Source organism: Agromyces salentinus, from assembly GCF_009749395.1.
In the GTDB taxonomy this organism is placed as follows: domain Bacteria; phylum Actinomycetota; class Actinomycetes; order Actinomycetales; family Microbacteriaceae; genus Agromyces; species Agromyces salentinus.
The window spans coordinates 17,712-36,288 of sequence record NZ_WBIR01000016.1 but is presented as its reverse complement, the minus strand read 5'-3'; the positions used below and the strand labels follow the sequence as shown (position 1 = coordinate 36,288).

General features: G+C 72.2%; 16 protein-coding genes and 1 pseudogene. 6 read left to right on the top strand and 11 right to left on the bottom strand.

From position 1 onward, the window contains the following. The first annotated feature begins 66 nt into the window (after positions 1-66). From paaD to GQQ95_RS14335, 3 genes and pseudogenes are all read left to right on the top strand, one after another. The gene (paaD, locus tag GQQ95_RS14345; RefSeq protein ID WP_246205558.1) at positions 67-546 is read left to right on the top strand and encodes a 1,2-phenylacetyl-CoA epoxidase subunit PaaD; all 480 of its coding nucleotides are present in this window, start codon (positions 67-69) and stop codon (positions 544-546) included. Between the two features lie 338 nt (positions 547-884). Further along, a pseudogene (paaE, locus tag GQQ95_RS14340) lies at positions 885-2,012 on the top strand (1,2-phenylacetyl-CoA epoxidase subunit PaaE); the annotation flags it as partial. A gap of 59 nt (positions 2,013-2,071) precedes the next feature. Further along, entirely contained in the window at positions 2,072-2,857 is a 786-nt protein-coding gene (locus GQQ95_RS14335; protein ID WP_157428353.1) for an enoyl-CoA hydratase/isomerase family protein, read from the top strand. A gap of 401 nt (positions 2,858-3,258) precedes the next feature. On the opposite strand, the gene mnhG is transcribed toward GQQ95_RS14335, so the two are convergent. The 6 genes from mnhG to GQQ95_RS14305 are packed head-to-tail and all read right to left on the bottom strand — an operon-like array spanning position 3,259 to position 9,814. Beyond that, on the bottom strand, positions 3,259-3,639 hold the full coding sequence (gene mnhG / locus GQQ95_RS14330) for a monovalent cation/H(+) antiporter subunit G (protein ID WP_157428412.1): 381 nt from the start codon (positions 3,637-3,639) through the stop codon (positions 3,259-3,261). Further along, positions 3,636-3,908: an MrpF/PhaF family protein gene (locus tag GQQ95_RS14325; protein ID WP_157428411.1), complete on the bottom strand. Its 273-nt coding sequence runs from the start codon at positions 3,906-3,908 to the stop codon at positions 3,636-3,638. The genes mnhG and GQQ95_RS14325 overlap by 4 nt, the downstream gene beginning before the upstream one ends. Next, positions 3,905-4,648, bottom strand: a complete 744-nt coding sequence (locus GQQ95_RS14320; protein WP_246205528.1) for a Na+/H+ antiporter subunit E — start codon at positions 4,646-4,648, stop codon at positions 3,905-3,907. Before GQQ95_RS14320 ends, GQQ95_RS14325 begins: the two co-directional genes overlap by 4 nt. Further along, positions 4,645-6,225 (bottom strand): Na+/H+ antiporter subunit D, encoded by a 1,581-nt coding sequence (locus GQQ95_RS14315; protein ID WP_157428352.1) that lies wholly within the window; start codon positions 6,223-6,225, stop codon positions 4,645-4,647. Before GQQ95_RS14315 ends, GQQ95_RS14320 begins: the two co-directional genes overlap by 4 nt. Then, positions 6,222-6,773, bottom strand: coding sequence for a sodium:proton antiporter (locus GQQ95_RS19475; protein ID WP_212275466.1), 552 nt, complete (start codon positions 6,771-6,773; stop codon positions 6,222-6,224). Before GQQ95_RS19475 ends, GQQ95_RS14315 begins: the two co-directional genes overlap by 4 nt. Beyond that, on the bottom strand, positions 6,770-9,814 hold the full coding sequence (locus tag GQQ95_RS14305) for a Na+/H+ antiporter subunit A (protein WP_157428351.1): 3,045 nt from the start codon (positions 9,812-9,814) through the stop codon (positions 6,770-6,772). Before GQQ95_RS14305 ends, GQQ95_RS19475 begins: the two co-directional genes overlap by 4 nt. A 145-nt stretch (positions 9,815-9,959) precedes the next feature. On the opposite strand from GQQ95_RS14305, the gene GQQ95_RS14300 reads away from it, so the two are divergent. Beyond that, positions 9,960-10,799 carry a sulfurtransferase gene (locus tag GQQ95_RS14300; protein ID WP_157428350.1) on the top strand — a complete coding sequence of 280 codons (840 nt, stop codon included), beginning with the start codon at positions 9,960-9,962 and terminating at the stop codon, positions 10,797-10,799. Positions 10,800-10,802: 3 nt separating this feature from the next. Here the strand turns inward: GQQ95_RS14300 and GQQ95_RS19365 are convergent, their stop codons facing one another. After that, complete coding sequence (locus GQQ95_RS19365; protein WP_170297073.1) at positions 10,803-11,558, bottom strand: class I SAM-dependent methyltransferase; 756 nt, start codon at positions 11,556-11,558, stop codon at positions 10,803-10,805. Positions 11,559-11,751: 193 nt separating this feature from the next. Here GQQ95_RS19365 and GQQ95_RS19360 point away from each other — a divergent pair, with 193 nt between their 5' ends. Next, positions 11,752-12,705 (top strand): FKBP-type peptidyl-prolyl cis-trans isomerase, encoded by a 954-nt coding sequence (locus GQQ95_RS19360; protein ID WP_170297072.1) that lies wholly within the window; start codon positions 11,752-11,754, stop codon positions 12,703-12,705. Positions 12,706-12,915: 210 nt separating this feature from the next. Here the strand turns inward: GQQ95_RS19360 and GQQ95_RS14285 are convergent, their stop codons facing one another. From GQQ95_RS14285 to GQQ95_RS14270, 4 genes are all read right to left on the bottom strand, one after another. Continuing rightward, on the bottom strand, positions 12,916-13,512 hold the full coding sequence (locus GQQ95_RS14285; protein WP_157428347.1) for an ECF transporter S component: 597 nt from the start codon (positions 13,510-13,512) through the stop codon (positions 12,916-12,918). Between the two features lie 82 nt (positions 13,513-13,594). Then, the gene (locus GQQ95_RS14280; protein ID WP_157428346.1) at positions 13,595-14,596 is read right to left on the bottom strand and encodes an energy-coupling factor transporter transmembrane component T family protein; all 1,002 of its coding nucleotides are present in this window, start codon (positions 14,594-14,596) and stop codon (positions 13,595-13,597) included. After that, positions 14,593-16,359, bottom strand: a complete 1,767-nt coding sequence (locus GQQ95_RS14275; RefSeq protein WP_246205526.1) for an ABC transporter ATP-binding protein — start codon at positions 16,357-16,359, stop codon at positions 14,593-14,595. Before GQQ95_RS14275 ends, GQQ95_RS14280 begins: the two co-directional genes overlap by 4 nt. 167 nt (positions 16,360-16,526) lie before the next feature. Further along, on the bottom strand, positions 16,527-17,831 hold the full coding sequence (locus tag GQQ95_RS14270) for a glycosyltransferase (RefSeq protein WP_157428344.1): 1,305 nt from the start codon (positions 17,829-17,831) through the stop codon (positions 16,527-16,529). 244 nt (positions 17,832-18,075) lie between these two features. On the opposite strand from GQQ95_RS14270, the gene GQQ95_RS14265 reads away from it, so the two are divergent. Next, positions 18,076-18,492 carry a transferase gene (locus tag GQQ95_RS14265; protein WP_170297071.1) on the top strand — a complete coding sequence of 139 codons (417 nt, stop codon included), beginning with the start codon at positions 18,076-18,078 and terminating at the stop codon, positions 18,490-18,492. Positions 18,493-18,577: the final 85 nt, after the last annotated feature.

Sequence of the window (18,577 nt, the reverse complement as noted above, 5' to 3'; positions counted from 1 at the left end):
GACGCCGCGCGCGCGACATCCGCTCATCCCGAAACCAGCGCCCAGCGCCCGGTCCGGCCGGCCGACCTGCAGGTCTGGGAGGTCGCGGCGACCGTGACCGACCCCGAGATCCCGGTGCTCACGATCGAGGACCTCGGCGTGCTCCGCACGGCGTCCGTCGAGGACGACGGGCTCGTGCGGGTGCAGCTCACCCCCACCTACAGCGGATGCCCCGCGCTCGACGCGATGCGCGACGACGTGACGCTCGCGCTCACCCACGCCGGCTACGAGCGCGTGCAGGTCGACCTCGTGCTCTCGCCGGCGTGGACGACGGACTGGATGAGCGAGGCGGGCAAGGAGAAGCTCCGCCGGTACGGCATCCAGGCCCCGTCGGGTCGCGCCGCGGCGCGCGACGCCGGGCCCGTGCGCGTGCAGCTCGCGGTCAAGTGCCCGCGCTGCGACTCGCTGAACACCCGTGAACTCGCCCGCTTCGGCTCGACCTCGTGCAAGGCGCTCTACGAGTGCCGCGACTGCCTCGAGCCCTTCGACTACTTCAAGGTGCTCTGATGGCCGCGCGCAACCTCGGTTCCCTCGGCGGTCGAGCAGGCGCGTCGGCGCCGTACCGGGACCCCGTGCTGGATGGTCTCGATACGCCTCCTTCGTCGGCTACTCGACCGCCGGAGAAGGCGGCGCCTTCGTCGGCTACTCGACCGCCGGAGAAGATGGCTTCTTCGTCGGCTCCTCGACCGCCGGAGGAGAGGGCTTCTTCGTCGGCTACTCGACCGCCGGAGGAGAGGGCTTCTTCGTCGGCTACTCGACCGCCGGAGGAGAGGGCTCCCTCGTCGGCTCCTCGACCGCCGGAGAAGGCGGCCGAGGCCTTTCTCGCCGCCACCGTCGGCGGCGAGGCCGCGACCACGCCGGAGGCGACCACGCGTCGTCGGGCCCGATTCCACCGGCTCGAGGTCGCCGAGGTGCGCCCACTGACGGCCGACGCCGTCGAGGTGACCTTCGCGGTGCCCGCCGAGCTCGCCGACGAGTACGCCTACCAGCCGGGCCAGTACGTGGCGCTCCGCGCCGAGCTCGAGGGGCACGAACGCCGCCGCAGCTACTCGATCTGCCGACCGCCCGAGCGGGCGGCGGATGGCACGGGTACGATCTCGGTCGGCATCAAGCGCGACCTCGGCGGGGTGTTCTCCTCGTGGGCGAACTCCGAGCTCAAGGCGGGCGATGCCCTCGACGTGATGAGCCCGCAGGGCACCTTCACGTCCACGCTCGACGAACTCGACGGCAAGCACATCGTGGCCATCGCCGCCGGGTCGGGCATCACCCCGCTCATGGCGCTCGCGCAGACGGTGCTGGCCCGCTCCGCGACATCCGAGTTCGAGCTCGTCTACACGAACCGCTCGACGCTCGACGTGATGTTCCTCGAGGAGCTCGCGGAGCTGAAGGACCGCTACCCGTCGAGGCTCGCGCTGCACCACGTGCTCTCGCGCGAGCAGCGCACGGCGCCGCTGCTGTCGGGGCGCATCGACGCCGAGAAGCTCGGGACGATGCTCGACGTGCTCATCCGCCCGGAGACGGTCGACGAGTGGTTCCTCTGCGGGCCGTTCGAGCTCGTGCAGCTCGCGCGCGACACCCTCGCCGAACGCGGGGTGCCCGCCGAGCACGTGCGATACGAGCTCTTCACGACGGACGCCGACCGCGTCGAGCCCCGCCACGGGCGCCCGGTCGAGGTGCGCCAGGGCGAGCGCACGTTCGCGATCGAGTTCACGCTCGACGGGCAGTCCTCGAGCGTGGAGAGCCCGGTGTCGGCGAACGAGTCGATCCTCAACGCGGCGCTGCGCGTCCGGCCCGACGTGCCGTTCGCGTGCGCGGGCGGCGTGTGCGGCACGTGCCGGGCGAGGGTCATCGACGGCGATGTGACGATGACCGAGAACTACGCGCTCGAGCCCGACGAGCTCGAGCGCGGGTACGTGCTCACCTGCCAGTCGCACCCGACCTCCGATCGCGTCAGCGTCGACTACGACGTCTGACGTCGATACCCTGCGAGCGAGCCGACGGCGCGGTCGGCCTCGCCTGACGAAGGAGCATCATGATCGAATTCAGCGTGAACGACCGTGTGGCGGAAGTGGTGCTGAACGCCCCGCAGAAGTTGAATGCGCTCGGTCCCGACGACCTCATCGCGCTCTCCGACGCCTACCGCAGGGCCGAGAGTCTCGCGGTCGACGGTGAGGTTCGCGCTCTCGTGCTGCACGGTGAGGGCCGGGCGTTCTGCGCCGGCCGTGACATCGCGGGCGTCGACCCGCGAGAGGACGACGTGCTCGGCTACCTCGGCGGTCTGGTGCAGCCGCTCCTCGAGCGAATGGCCTCGCTCTCGGTGCCGACCTTCGCCGTCGCGCACGGAGCCTGCCTCGGCGTCGGGCTCGGCCTCCTCGTGGCGAGCGACATCGTCTACGTGGCCGACACCGCGAAGATCGGCTCGCCGTTCGCGAACCTCGGGGCCACGCTCGACTCCGGCGGACACGCCCTCTTCGTCGAGCGCCTCGGCGCGCACCGGACCATGGACCTCATCGTCACGGGACGCCTCATGTCGGGATCCGAAGCGGTCGCCGCCGGGCTGTTCTCGCGGGTCTTCCCCGCCGACGAGGTGACGGATGCCACCCGCGCCGCGGCCCGCGCCGCGGCATCCGGGGCCACCCAGGCGTTCATCGCCTCGAAGGCGCTCGTGGCCTCGCTGCGCGACGGCCGCATCGGGCTCTGGCAGTCGATGGACGAGGAGAACCGCGCCCAGGCGGCGCTCTGCGAGACCGAGGACTACCGCGAGGGCTTCGCGGCGTTCCAGGAGAAGCGGAAGCCGGAGTTCACCGGTCGCGCCTGACGCCGTCGGTGCGGTCTCCTGCCTGTTCTCGCCTGCACGCAGACCGTCGTAGGCGTTATCGATTCGGGTATGCCAGTTCCCCCTCATCGTTGAGGGTGAACTGGCATGGCGCGAGGGAGAACGTGCGTACGTCGTTGCGCCGTTTCCAGTGGACGGCGAACCCGGCAGGACGCATGCCGCAGGCCGCATCCCACCGGCGACAGGCCGCGGCACGACTGCGCCTCGGCGCGTCGGCTGGGCTCCCGATCGGGAGCCGCTGCAGCCGGGCCGTGCTCGATACCGCGAGCGCGATCGCGACCTTCGGCTGGCCCTGGCCCTGACCCTGACGCCCGGCCGACTCCCGGAGCGGGGGCGCGTGATCCGTGCGAATCCAGGATGGCGCGCGGCGCGCCGGGCTCCGATCAGCCGACGTCGTCGGCCCGCGGCATCCGTGCGGCCTCTTGATCGTGCTCGGCGATGTCGCTGCCGAGGTCGTCTTCAATGAGGAGGTCGCGGCGCACGTGGTCGCTGCGATAGGCCGACCGGCCGAGCATGTGCGCGGTCATCGGCTGCGTGAGCAGCTGGAACGTCATGATGAGCACGACGGTCGTGAGCACGCCCCAGGTCGGCACCTGCACCACGATCGCGACGAGCACGGCGGCGAGGCCGAGCACCTGCGGCTTCGTGGCGGCGTGGAGCCGGGTGAGCACGTCGGGGAAGCGGACGATGCCGATGCCCGCGGCCATCGAGAGGAACCCGCTCACGAGGATGAGCAGGCCGACGGCGATCTCGGCCGCGCTCACGAGGCGTCCTGCTTTCCCATGAACCGGGCGATCGAGATCGAGCCGACGACCGCGAACATCGCGAGCACGAGGAGGATGACGAGCGTGTCGGTGTGCCGGTTGAGCGCCATCTCCGCACCGAGGGCGCAGATCGCGATCGCGAGCAGCACGTCGGTCGCGAGGGCGCGGTCGAGGATCGACGGGCCCTTGATGATTCGGATGACGCACGCGATCGCGCCGATGCCGAACATGATGCCCGCGACGATGCTCACGAGGGTCAGGAAGGTCATGGACGTTCTCCCTTCGGCGGCGGGGTGACGACGGAGTCGCGCGCGGCGCGGCGATCGCGCCTGGCCCGGTGCACCGACGCCGCCTGTTCGCGCGTGCCGATGGCGAGCACGATGCGCTCCTCGGTGCCGAGCACGGCCGTGCGGGTGCGCTCGATGTCGGCGGCCGTGCGGGTGCCGAGGGCGTGCAGGTAGAGCAGGCCCCGCTCGCGGTCGATGTCGACGACCACGGTTCCGGGCACGACCGAGATGGCCTCCGCCGTCAGGGTGGTCACGAGGTCGGACCTGGTGAGCAGCTGCACGGCGATGATCGAGTTCATCGGCTTCCAGCGCGGGTTGATCGAGAACCACGCGACCTGCAGGGACGCGAAGACGACGTCGTACATCATCCGCAGTCCGAGGAGGAGGCCCCGCCACACGTTGAAGCGTCCGCTGAGCAGCACCGGCGGCAGGTAGAGCGTCCGGGTGACGAGCACCGCCAGTGCGATGCCCGACACGATGGTCAGTGCGTCGATGTGGTCCCAGAGGAAGCACCAGAGGGCGACGAGGGCGACGAGCAGCGGCAGCTGCCGCCAGACACTCCACCAGCGGGACATCTCGGGGATCGAGTCGGTCGCGGGGCCCGTGGTGCCGCGGGGGCGGCGGGCGGTGTCCGGCCCGTCCGCGGCATCCGGCCGGCTCGCAGCATCCGCTCGACCGGTGCTGCGCGTCGGGTCGTGCCCGGCCTGGGCGTCGTCGGTCACGGCGCACCTCCGGGGAAGACGAGCGAGATGTAGACGGACGGGTCGATGAGGTTGGCGGCCGCTCGATCGGCGAGGCCGAAGATCGGGCCCGCGAAGACGGTGAGCAGCAGGGTCACGACCACGAGCACCGTGGTCGCGGCCACCATGAGGCGGGGCGTGGTCTTCGTGGCGGTGACGGTGGCGCCCTCCGGTGCCTCGAGCACCGAGCCGAGCAGCACCGACTCGTAGCCGTCGAGGTCGTCGCGCGGCCGCCAGAACGCCATGTTCCAGAACCGGGTGAGCGCGTAGAGCGTGATGAGCGAGGTGATCGCGCCGGCCGCGATGACGACCCAGACGAGCCAGGCCGTCGCCGGGTCGGCCGCGGCCTCCTCGCCGCCCGCGAGGAAGAGGCCCGTCTTGCCGAGGAACCCGGAGAACGGCGGGATGCCGCCGAGGTTCAGGGCGGGGATGAAGAACAGGATCCCGAGCAGGGGGGAGGCCTTGAGCAGGCCGGCGAGCCGGTTGATGGAGGTCGCGCCGCCGAACCGCTCGATGAGTCCGGTCGTGAGGAACAGCGTCGTCTGCACCGTGATGTGGTGCACCACGTAGTAGATCGTCGCGGCCATGCCGAGCTGCGTGGTGAGCGCGATGCCGAAGATCATGTAGCCGATGTGGCTCACGAGCGTGAACGAGAGCAGTCGCTTGACGTCGGCCTGCGTGAGGGCGCCGAGGATGCCGATGACCATCGTGAGCCCGCCGACCACCATGAGCAGCATCGACAGGTCGTGCTCGGCGAAGATCAGGGTCTCGGTCCGGATGATGGCGTAGACGCCGACCTTCGTGAGCAGGCCCGCGAACACCGCCGTGACCGGGGCCGGCGCCGTCGGATACGAGTCGGGCAACCAGAACGAGAGCGGGAACACGGCCGCCTTGATGCCGAACGCGATGAGCAGCAGCAGGTGCAGGATCAGCTGCACGTTCTCGGGCAGCTCCGCGATGCGCACGGACAGCTGCGCGAGGTTCGCCGTGCCGGTCGCGCCGTAGATGAGCGCGATCGCGCTGAGGAAGAACAGCGACGAGACGAGGCTCACGATGATGTACGTGACGCCCGCGCGGATGCGCTCGCCCGTGCCGCCGAGGGTGAGCAGCACGTAGCTGGCCGAGAGGAGGATCTCGAACCCGACGTAGAGGTTGAAGAGGTCGCCGGCGATGAACGCGTTGAACACGCCCGCCGACAGGATCAGGTAGCTCGGGTGGAAGATCGAGACCGGGGTCTCCCGATGCCGGTCGGCGACGCCCTGGCCCACGGCGTAGATGAGCACGACGAGGAGCACGACCGCGGAGACCAGCAGCATGATCGCCGACAGCCGGTCGACGACGAGCACGATGCCGTACGGTGCGGGCCAGGCGCCGATCGTGACCGCGAGCGGTTCGCCGGCATCGACGGTGGCGAGCAGCACGCCGGCGACGACGGCGACGGCCGCCAGCACGGCGACGCTCACGCCGACCTGCGCGCGCCGGTGGCGGCCGAGGATGAGGGCGGATGCCGCGCCGAGCAACGGCAGCAGCACGACGAGGGGCACGAGGGCGGCGGTCATCTCTCGTCCTCCGGGGGTCGGGATCCGCCCGTCGACGGACCCCGGCGTTCGAGGTCGTCGCGAGCGGATGCCTCGAGCTCGAGCTCGTCGTCGAGCGAGTCCACGAACTCCTCGTCGCTCGCCTCGATGATCTCCTGGACCGCCGCGTCGTCCTCCGCCGAGATGCGGATGAGGTCGGCGGCCTCCTCGGCGTCGTGCAGGTCCTCCTCCTCGTCGTCGATGAGGTCGCCCTTCGCGCCGAGCTGCGCGAGCCACCACGAGCGGTAGATGAGCGCGAGCATGAACGCCGTGATGCCGAGGTTGATGACGATGGCCGTGAGGACGAACGCCTGCGGCAGCGGGTCGGAGATCTCGTCGGGGTCGACGCCCTCGCCGAGGATCGGGGCAAGGCCGGGCGCGCCGCTCATGAGGTAGATGAGCACGTTGACCGCGTTGCCGACGAGCAGGAATCCGATGAGCACGCGGGTGAGGCTGCGCTCGAGCATGATCGAGATGCCCGCGCCGAACATCACGGCCATCAGGATCACGAGGGTGAGCGAACCGGTCATGCGGGGCTCCCCTCGGCGTTCGACTCGGCGGACCCGCCGGCGGCCGGGGCTCCGACCGGCGCGGAGGCCGTCGCGGATGCCGGCGGGGGCGGTGTCGGCGCGGTGGTGGGCGGTGCCTCGGGGTTCTCGTCGTGCGCGGCTTCCTCCTCCTGGCGGTCGACCTCGCCGCCGAGCGAGCGCAGGATGTCGAGCACGAGCCCGACGACGACGAGGTAGACGCCGATGTCGAACAGCGTCGAGGTGCCGATGGAGAGGGTGCCGAGCACCGGGACCTCCGCCTCGAACCAGGCCGACTGGAGGGCCGCCCCGCCGAAGAACAACGAGGCCGTCGCGGTGCCGGCGGCGAGCAGCAGGCCGGTGCCGAGCAGGCGCCCGGCATCGACGGGCGCCGCCTCGCCGAGCTCGTAGCGGCCGCCCGCGAGGTACCGCGCCACGAGCGCGAGCCCGGCCAGCAGCCCGCCGGCGAAGCCGCCGCCTGGCGCGTTGTGGCCGACGAACAGCAGGAAGACCGAGACGACGATGGCGGGGTGGAAGAGCAGTCGCACGAGCACCTCGATGAGGATCGACCGGTTCTGCGGCGAGATCGTGCGGCCGGCCAGGAGCCAGGTCTGCCTCGTGGAGGCGGCGTCGGCTGCGGCATCCGTCTCGCCATCGGTGTTCGCGAGGCTGGTGCGCGGTGCCCGGATGCTCGAGGCCGGCTCGGGCAGCGGACGCATGCGGTCGCGCCGGTCGAGACCCAGGTCGACGTCGTCGAGGCGGGGTGCTCCACCCGTGCGTCCCGAGACGAAGATGAGGCTCGCGACGCCCGTGGCGACGGCGACGAGCACCGAGATCTCGCCGAGCGTGTCCCAGGCGCGGATGTCGACGAGCATGACGTTCACGATGTTCTTGCCGTGCGCCTCGAGGGCGAGTGCCGGCAGTCCGTTCGCGATCGTCGGCTCCACGCGGGCGCCGAGCGCCACGAGGCCGATGACGCCCATGACGGCGCCGGCCACGGCGCCGATGATGCCGCGGGCGACCTTGTGGACCGGAGGGTTGCGCTGCGCGATCTGCTTGGGGAGCCGGCGCAGCACGAGCACGAAGACGACGATCACGATGGTCTCGACGAGCGCCTGCGTGAGCGCGAGGTCGGGCGCGCCCGACATGCCGAAGAGCAGCACGAGCCCGTAACCGGTCACGCTCACGAGCAGGACGGCGGTCATGCGCTGGCGCACGAGCGCGGCCGCGACGGCCGCGACGCACATGACGAACGCGATGAACGGCTGCGACGGATAGTCCCAGAGCCGCACCTCGGCGGGCCAGTCGGTGTTCATGACCGCCGCGGTGCCGAGACCGCCGATGAAGACCGCCACGATGATCGTCAGGTACCCGGGCAGGCCCCGCGACTGGATCGCCGTGGTCACCGCCGCGGCGACCCGGTCGACGACGGAGACGATCCCGAGGTAGCCCCGGCTCGAGTCGACCATGGGCACGAGCGCCGCCTGCAGGCGGGCGACGGGGCGACGGGCCCAGGCGAGCAGTCCGCCGACGAGGAACACCCCGGCCGAGAGGAACAGTGCGGGCTCGAGGCCGTGCCAGAGCGCGAGGTGGTAGTCGTGCGGGCCGGGAAGCTCGTCGGCGTAGGCCGCGAGCAGCGGCTCGATGAACGAGATCGCGAAGGCCGCGACGAGGCTGCCGACGGCCAGGGTGGCGGGGGCGATCGAGATCGCCGGGCCGGCGGAGTGCAGCGGCGTGGGCGCGACATCCGGCTTCGTGGAGAAGGCCCCCCAGATGAAGCGCACGGTGTACGCGACCGTGAGCACCGAGCCCAGGAGCGCCCCGATGAGCGCGAACCAGGCCCAGCCGGTGCCGGCCTCGAGCAGCGCGGTGAACACGCCCTCCTTCGCGACGTAGCCGAGGAGCGGGGGCACCCCGGCCATCGACGCCGCCGCGAGCACGGCGATCGCGGTCACGACCGGCATGCGACGGCCGAGCTCTGACAGCTTGCGCCAGTCGCGCGTGCCGGCGGCGTGGTCGATGATTCCGACCGTGAGGAACAGGGCCGCCTTGAACATCGCGTGCGCGAGGAGCAGCGCGATACCGGCGAGGGCCGCATCGCGCGTGCCGAACCCGGTCACGATCACCAGGAAGCCGAGCTGGCTGACGGTGCCGTACGCGAGCAGCAGCTTCAGGTCGTACTGGCGGAGCGCGCGCCATCCGCCGACGAGCATGGTGAGCACGCCGAGTCCGACGACGATCGGATGCCACACCTCGAGGTCGGCGTAGCCGGGGGCGAGGCGCGCGACGAGGTAGACGCCAGCCTTGACCATCGCGGCGGCGTGCAGGTACGCGCTCACCGGGGTCGGCGCCGCCATGGCGGCCGGGAGCCAGAAGTGGAACGGGACGAGCGCGCTCTTCGAGATCGCGCCGACGAGCACGAGCGCGATGCCCCACTCGCCCGCGGTGCCCACGACGGGGTTCGCCACGAGTTCGGAGAGCGAGGTCGTGCCGCCGTCGACCGCGAGCACGACGAGGCCGACGAGCATCGCGAGGCCGCCGAACGTCGTGACGGTGAGGGCCTGGAGGGCGGCGCCGCGGCTCTCCTTGCGGCCCGTGTAGTGGCCGATCAGGAGGTACGAGAGCACGCTCGTGGCCTCCCAGAAGACGAAGAGCACGAACACATCGTCGGAGGTGACGAGGCCGAGCATCACGCCCGCGAAGGCGAGGAGGAGAGCCGCGAACCGACCCAGCGCCGGCTCGTCGTCGGTGAAGTACCAGGTGCAGTACAGGAGCACGAGTGCGCCGACGCCGGTGACCACGAGGGCGAGGATGAGGGCCAGGGCGTCGAGCCGGAAGCTCAGCGAGATGCCGAGCTCGGGGATCCATTGCACGTTCTCGACCACGGGCGTGCCGGCGAGCACCCCGGGCAGCCAGGTCAGCAGCAGGACGAATGCCGCAGCCGGCACGAATGCGATGAGCATGAACACGCGGCGACCCAGGAGTCTCGCCAACCACGGCGTCACGAGGGAGACCGCCGCGAAGATCGCGAGACTGAGGATCATCCATCCTCCTCACGCCAGCAGCAATCGTCCGTCCGGCCAGTTTACCGGGGGCGAGGGGCCGCGGGCGCGGCTTCTCCGGCATCCGGCGAGCGAACGGTCGTCCGGCGGATGCCGCGGCGGGGGCGGGATGGCGCAGGATGGAGGGATGTCGATCCTCATCTCCGTCCGCGAACTGGCCGCCCGCATCGAGTCGGGCATGCGGACCGTCGTGCTCGATGCGCGCTGGACCCTCGCCGAGCCCCACGGACTCGAGGCATACCGCGCCGGGCATATCCCGACGGCGGTCTCGGTCGACGTCGAGGACGAGCTCTCCGACCACGGTGTCGCCGGCCGCGGGCGCCATCCGCTCCCGACCGAGGCGGCCTTCACGGACGCGATGCGGCGCTGGGGCATCCGCTCCGGCGACCTCGTCGTCGTCACCGACACGACCTCGAACCAGGCGGCGGCGCGCGCGTGGTGGCTGCTGCGCCACGCGGGCCACGAGTCCGTGCTCATGCTCGACGGCGGCATCGACGCCTGGGTCGCCGACGGGTACTCGCTCGAGACCGGCGTGAACGTTCCCGAACCGGGCGACGCGACGGCGCATTTCGGGGCCATGCCCGTCATCGACATCGACGAGGCGGCGGCCCTCCCGGATCGCGGGGTCCTGCTCGACGTCCGTGCCGCCGAGCGCTACCGCGGCGAGGTCGAGCCCGTTGACCCGAAGGCCGGGCACATCCCGGGTGCCGTGTCGTCGCCGACCACCGGAACCCTCGACGCCGATGGGCGGTTCCTCGCCCCCGACGTGCTCGCCGAGCGGTTCGCGGCCCTCGGCGTCGTGCCTGGCACGCCCGTGGCCGCGTCCTGCGGGTCCGGCGTCGCCGCCAGCCACCAGGTCGCCGCGCTCGCGATCGCGGGCATCGACGCGGCGCTCTTCCCCGGCTCCTGGAGTCAGTGGTCCAACGACGACTCGAGGCCGGTCGCGACTGGGTCCGCGCCGCGCTGAGCGTCACTCCGGCCGGTGGCCGACGCCGATCAACGTGGAGAGGTCGACGCGGGTGATGCCGCGTTCGGCGAGGAGCGCGCGGAACGCGGTGGCGACCCGCTCGCGCGACTCGTCGTCCAGGTCCGCGACGAGGCGTCGTCGCGACATCCCGAGCACGAGGCGCCAGGCGAGGTCGGCGTCGAGGTCGAGGTGCCGCGGCACGATCTCGGCACGGGTGCGTTCGAGCCCGAGGCCGCCGAGCCACTGGGCGAGCGCCCCGGGTGACTCCGGGATCTCGGGGGGTCCGCCGTCGCGGTACGCCGCGACGGCCTCCGCACCGGCGTCACCGCCCTCGGCCTCGACCGCGTCGCAGAGCGCCTCCGTGAACTCGTGCAGGGCGCCGGGCGCCCAGATCGTCACGACCACGCGGCCGCCCGGCTTCGCGCAGTCGACGAGGTGGGCCGCGCCTGCCTGGAGGTCGGCGAAGAAGAAGACGCCGAGCACGCACTGCACGAGGTCGTAGCCGACGACCTCCCACTGCGTGACATCCGCCGCGTGGAGTCGGAGCTGCGGCAGCGGGGCCGCCTCGCGTTCCACGCGCTGCCGCGTCAGCTCGATCATCTGCTCCGAGAGGTCGACCGCGTCGACGACCCCGGTCGGCCCGACGAGTTCGGCGGTCGGCACTGCCGACGCACCGTCCCCGCAGCACGCGTCGAGCACCAGTTCGCCGAACTGCGGCGCCGCGCGGAGCACCGTCGCCATCGAGATCGGATTCCACACCGCATCGTCCAACTCGGCGAAAGCCGAGGCATGCTCAGCGAAATGCCGGACGGTAGCACTGACGTCAACCTGTTCCCCCATGCAGCCCATTGTCGCCCTGATCGCCGGGAATGTCCGGGATTCAGGCAATGGAAAGCCGGAGCGTGCAGACTGGACGCATCCTGCCTTCCGATCGAATCGAGAACACTCCCTCATGAATCGTGCCCTGCGCCGCGCTGCGCCCGTCGCGCTCGCGACCGCCGCAGCAGCCCTCCTCCTCGCCGGTTGCGCCGGCGGGAGCCCCGAAGCCTCCTCGACCCCCACCGCTGCGGCCGCCGAGTGCATGGACCTCCCGTCGGGTGACCTGAGCGACGGCGTGACGGTCGAGGGCGACTTCGGCGCCGTGCCGACCGCGACCTTCACGGCACCGCTCGAGGCCACCGAACTGCAGCGCACCATCGTCACCGAGGGCAGCGGTGAGACCACGGCCGCCGGCGACAGCGTCAACGCCGTCGTCAGCGTCTTCGCCGGGTCGAGCGGCAAGCAGCTGTTCTCGCAGCCCGCGACGATCACCGCCGGCGACGACACCGTCTTCGAGGCGTTCCGCGCCGGCATCGACTGCGTCCCGACCGGCACGCGCACGGTCACGGTCGCTCCCGCCGAGAGCCTCTACGAGGGTGCCGGCAACGAGAACGTCGGCCTCGCGGCCGGCGAGAGCGTCGTCATCGTGGTCGACGTCAAGGAGCCGCTGACCGCGAAGGAGTGGACCGAGGACGTGCCCGAGGTCAAGTTCGGCGCCGAGGGCGAGACCCCCACGGTCACGCTGCCCGACACCGCACCGCCCGCCGTCTACCAGCTCAAGGTGCTCGAGGAGGGCGACGGCGACGTCGTCTCGACCGGCGACACCGTGACCCTCAACTACCAGGGCACCAGTTGGGACACCGGTGAGGTCTTCGACCAGAGCTACGGCGGAGACCCCGCCCAGTTCTCGACCGACCAGGTCATCCAGGGCTTCGGCGCCGCGCTCGTCGGCCAGCCGGTCGGCACGAAGCTCATCGTGACGATCCCGCCGGAGTACGCCTACGGCGAGGACGCCGCGGCCGCCGAGCTCGGCGGGCAGACCCTGGTCTTCCTCGTCGAGATCCTCGACACCGCGCCCGCCGCGTAGTCACCGACGGACGGCAGAACGGGCCGCAGCGATCAGTCGCTGCGGCCCGTTCGGTGTCTGTACGCGCCATCGCCGGCTGCGGGTCGGGTGCGCCGCCGGTCCACCGCGCGAGAAGTCCCGGATGGTCGCGAAAACGCGCGTGAAGCCGCCATCTGCGACGTCTCGGTGGTCGGCGCGCGGGGCGCGTTCGGCGCGCGCGGCGCACCAACGTCAGGCGGCGGGCGTGGGCTCCAGCGCGGCATCCGTCGCCTTGGGGCGCCGCACCGGGCGCTGCAGCCCGCGCGCGACGCCCGTGCGATCGAGGCGGCGGGCGATGAGCAGGCCGAGCCAGACGCCGGCGAGGTTGGACAGCACCGACAGCGTCGGGTACGCGATCTGCGCCCAGAGCGGGAACTGGTCGACGCCGAGAAACGGCATCGAGTAGAGCGCGTACGGGAAGGCGAACACGCCGGCGCCGACGTAGAAGATCCACGGGCGGAACGAGCGGTAGAGGCCGATCGCGAGCGGGATCTCGACCATCGCGCCGATCATGAGGCACGTGAGGATCGCCGACGGCCCCTGCGGGGTCAGCACGGCGTTGACGAGTCCGGCGATGAGCGAGGTGAGCAGGGCGACGCCCGGCTGCCGGATGAGGGCGATGGCCACGACGAACGGCACGCTCCACACGCCGGCGAACGCGGCGTACAGCAGCGGGATCGCCGGCGCGACGGTCGTCGAGAGCACGAACGCCGGGATGAGCAGCAGCCCGGCGGCGGCGCCGATCGCGGCGCAGGTGAGCAGCAGGCGGGTGGGGACGTTCAGGCGCATGGCCGGGCTCCGATCGGATGGGGGTTCGGGGGAAGTCGCGTCGGTCGTGGTGCCGACGGCTCGACGGCGGCGAGCCGCGCGTTCACAGTCCGACCTCGGTGCGGTCGGGGGTCACGCCGCCGAGGCCGGCCTGGAGCGCCCACCAGTAGATGGCGGCCGACACGACCCAGAACGCGACGACGAAGGCCGTGTCGCGGACGCGCCACCGGCTGATGGTGCGCTCGGTGCGCGTCGCGTGGGCGCCGAAGGCGCGCGCGTCCATGGCCAGCGCAACCCGTTCGGCGTGGCGGATCGCGCTCGCGAGCAACGGGATGGCCGTGGCGATCGTGCGCCTGACGGCCGCGACCGGCCCGCGCCCGGCATCCGTCCCGCGAACGCGGTGCGCGGCCCGGATGACCTCGAGCTCATGTCCGAATCGGGGGACGAAGCGCAGCGCCGCGAGGGCCGTGTAGCCGATGCGGTACGGCACGCGCAGGTTCTGCACGAGCGCGCGCACGAGTTCGGGGCCGCTCGTGGTGAGCCCGGCGAGCAGCGAGAGCATGAGCAGCGCGGTGATGCGCAGGGCCGTCGCGAGGCCGACGAGGTACGCCGCGAGGGTGAACTGCCAGTCGCCGATCGCGAAGATGACGACGGATGCCGCGGCGCTCGCGCCCTCGATGCGAGCGGGGTCCACCCAGATGCCGAAGCTGAAGCCGAGCACGAGGATCGCGGCAGGGACACCGAGGAGCAGTGCCGCCAGAGCGCGACCCGAGAGGCGGGCGCCGATGACGAGGAGCCCCAGCGCGAGCACGATGAAGGCGAGTGGGATCGCGACGCCGCGCGTGAAGATGAGCGCGAGCATCACGGGCAGCGGCGCGGCGAACTTCGCGAGCGGGTTGAGGTGGTGCAGGAAGCGGATGCCGCTCACCGGCGCCTGCTCGGCGTACGGGTCGCGCACGACCGATGCGGGGCCGGCCGCGCCCGTCGCCGGTGTCGCCGGCGTCGTCTGGGCGGCCGGCGTCGGGGTGGCCGGCGTCGTCGGGGTGACCGGCGTCGGGGTGGGCGGCGTCGGGGTCGGGGCCGTGCCGGGCGTGGCGGCACTCATGCGATGGCCCGATCGCCGACGGGCAGTTGCGACATCCGCGTGACGGCATGCCACTCGGGGTGCCCGGCGAGCCCGCGCGTGGCGCGGGCGAGGGGCGGATGCCGCAGCCCGGCCTCCTCGACGAGGGGGCCGGCGAGGACCTCGGCCGTCGGCCCGGCGCCGAGCAGGCGGCCGTCGCGCATGACGGCGACGTGGCTGGCGTGGTCGGCGACGAGCTGGAGGTCGTGGGTGACGACGAGCACGGTCGTGCCCTCGGCGTTCAGGCCGCCCAGGATGTCGAGCAGCTCGGAGGCGCGGGCGCGGTCCTGGCCGAAGGTCGGCTCGTCGAGGGCGAGCACGGGGGCGCCGGCCACGAGCGCGGTGCCGACCGAGAGCCGGCGCTTCTGCCCGCCCGAGAGGAGGAACGGGTGCCGGTCTCGGTGCTCGACGAGGTCGAAGCGGGCGAGCATGCGTTCGACCTCGGCGTGCCGGGTCGCCTCGTCGACGCCCTGGAGGCGCAGTCCGAGCTCGAGTTCCTCGGCGACGGTGTGCGCGACGAACTGGTGCTCGGGGTTCTGGAAGACGAAGCCGATCTGGCGCGCTCGGGCGCGGGCGTCGGCGCGCGACGGGTCCATGCCGAGCACGTCGATGCTGCCGCGCGGCGCCGGGATGACGCCCGCGATCGCCTGCAGCAGTGTCGTCTTGCCCGCGCCGTTCGTGCCGACGATCGCGAGGAAGTCGCCGGATGCCACGTCGAGGTCGACCCCGTCGACGACGACGGGTCCGCGGCGCCCGCCGCGACGAACCGAGCAGTCGCGCACGCGGATCGCGGGTGCGGGCGCCGTGACGTCGGTGGCGCCGGCGAGTTCGGACGCATCTGGTCGCGCTTCGGCGGAGGACGCGACCATTCGCGACCGAGCGGCATCCGTGCCGGGGGGTGCGAGGAGCGGGGAGGGCAGCACGTCGACCGCGTCGAGCGCGGCCGCGAGCTCCGCCGGGTTCAGGGGGAGCGGGCTGAGCGTCACGCCGGCGGCGCGGAGGCGCATCGCCGCGAGCGTCGAGACCGGGAGCCACACGCCGAGCTCGAGCAGCTCGTCGGCCCGCTGCTGCAGCACCTCGCGTGCGGGCCCGTCGATCACGAGCCGGCCCGAGGCGTCGAGCACGACGACGCGGTCGACGATGTCGACGGCCGCGTCGAGGTTGTGCTCGACGAGCACGATCGCGTGGTCGCGTTCGCTCGCGAGTTCGCGGAGCACGGCGTAGACCTCGTCGATGCCCGCGGGGTCGAGGTTCGCGGTCGGCTCGTCGAGCACGAGCACCGGTGCGGCGAGGGCCAGGGCGCAGGCGACCGCGAGGCGCTGGCGCCCGCCTCCCGAGAGCACGTCGGGGTTGTCGGTGCGCCGGTCCCAGAGCCCGACGAGCTTCAGCGCGCGCTCGGCGCGTTCGAGCACCTCGGATGCCGCGACGAGCTGGTTCTCGGGACCGAAGCAGACCTCGTCGAGCAGGGTGCCGGTCACGACCTGCGCGTCGGGGTCCTGGAAGACCATGGCGACGTGCTCGCTGAGCTCGGCGACGGTGTGCGCCGACGTCTCGAGGCCCGCGACGCGCACCGTGCCCTCGAGCGTCGCGGGGACGGCGTGCGGGATGAGCCCGTCGAGCGCGAGCGCGAGCGTCGACTTGCCGCATCCGGACGGCCCGAGCAGCAGCACGACCTCGCCGGGCCGCACCTCGAAGGAGACGTCGGCCGGGGTGGCGCGCGTCGCCTCGTCGTGGCGGATGCTCACGCCATCGAGGGTGATCAGGGGCTGTGCGTTCACGTGGTCTCGCCGGATCGGCCGGCCGGATGCCGGAGGGGTCCGCCGACCAGAGCGTCGGCTTAGGAGAGCCTAACCTTTGGTGGCGGATGCCGCGACCACGGGTTCAGCCCGATCTCGCGACGCGGGCCGGCGACTCAGCGCGCGGCCTCGGCGAGCCGGGAGATGACCGCGGCCTCGAGCTCGGCCTCGACGAGGGCGGACGTGTCGTACGCCGCGATGTCCGCGGCCAGCCCCTGCGCCCGTTCGCGGTACCGCTCGTCGCCGAGCACGCGGTCGACGCCCTCGCGCACGGCCTCGGCGGTCGGCGTGCCGGTGCCGAGGTTCACGCCGGCGCCCGACCAGGCGATGCGCATCGCCACCTCCGGCTTGTCCTCGGTGTCGCCGGCGGCGACCATCGGCACGCCGTGGCTCAGGGCGAACTGCGTGCCGCCGAAGCCGGCGTTCGTGACGAAGACGTCGGCCTTCGCCATCAGGAGGTCGTATGGGAGGAACTCCGCGGCCCGCGCGTTGGCGGGAAGGTCGCCGAGCTCGGCGACCGGGCGGCCTCCGGTCGACACGACGACGAGCACGTCGCGATCGGCGAGCCCGTCGAGCGTCGGCCGGATCAGCCGGTCGAAGTCGTGGTTGTCGATCGTGCCCTGCGTGACGTGCACGACCGGGCGCGATCCGTCCAACTCCGACCACCAGCCGGGGAGCCGGCCGGCCTCCGGTGCCGGCGGCAGCACCGTGCCGACGAAGCGGAGGTTGCCGGAGAGGTCGCTCCGCGCGGGTTCGAGCGTCGACGGGCCGAGCTGGAGGAAGCGGTCGAACAGGCGCGAGCAGTCGAGCACGAAGGCCGGCAGCGTCGGGCGTCCGAGCGAGTGCATGACCTCGTTCGCGAGGCGCTGGGTCGCGCGGAACACCACGCGCTGCACGAGCAGGTTCAGCACCCGGTTGCGCAGGCGCCCGAACGGGCCGGGCTTCGGTGCCAGTCCGAGCCCGTAGGGCGCGACATCCGCGCTCGACTGGCTGAGCGGCAGCACGCCGAGCGCCAGGACCGGCGGCCGGGTGGTGACGCCGTCCAGGAGCAGCGGCAGCACGCCGGCGAAGGCGGAGTCGACGAGGATCGCATCGGGCGAGAGTTCCGCGACGGCCGACTCGACAGCCGCGAACTGGTCGGGCACCGTCTTCACGAAGATGGTCTGCACGTCGTACTGGAGCTTGCCGATGCCGCGGTGGCGGTCGCGCTCCGGAAGGTGGTCCATCATGGTGCGGTCGTCGAAGTCGGCGATGCCGCCGAATGCGCGGTGCCCGGCGCCCGTCGCCTCGACGGCGGCGCGGAACCGCGAGCCGGTGAGCACGGTGACGGTGTGCCCGCGGGCGATGAGGTCGCTCGCGATCGCGATGACGGGGGCGGCGTGGCCCTGGATGGGGCTCGAGCAGAGCAGGTAGTTCGACATGGGATCTCTTCGACGGATGCGGCGGGCCGAGCGGAAGCGCGGGGCATGCCGGAGGACCCGGCACGTGGTGCGACGCTAGCCCCGGGCAGGCGCGGCCGCCACGGTTCCCGGCCGATCCCAGTGCTGGCACGTCCGGGATTCAGGGTTGGCACCGAGCCCCGCCCGGGTTCCGGGAATTCCCCGGTCATCCCGCGTGTTGTATCAATGTCCGGGTGCGGAGGATCCGCGCCGGAAGGAGGAGAACGTGGGCATCAGTTACGTCGAGTTCGAAGACGAAGCCGGAGTCCTGCGTCGCTACCGCAAGCACGTCAACGGCCGCGGTCTCGTCTCGACGACCGCGAAGGTCGATGCGACCGCCTTCGTCGATCCGACGGCGTACGTCGACCCCGGGGCCGAGGTGCAGCGGGGTGCGCAGATCGAGCACGGCGCCTGGGTCGAGGCCGGGGCGATCATCGCCGAGCGTGCGACCGTGGGCGTGAACGCCCGCATCGGCCAGCGCGCCGTCATCGGCCGCAGCGCGGTCGTGGGGCCGTTCGCCCAGGTCGGCGCCGACGCGCGCGTGCAGAACGCCGCCCGGGTCCCGCGCGAGCTGGTGGTCGAGCCGGGTGCCGACTACCGCGCCTCTGGTGACGACCTGCGCCGTCTGGGCCTGGCCGCCTAGGCGCTGCAGCGCCTCGGCACGACGCCGAGGCGCGGTCGATCGCCGCATGGAGAACGCCCGCGTGACCGTGGTCACGCGGGCGTCG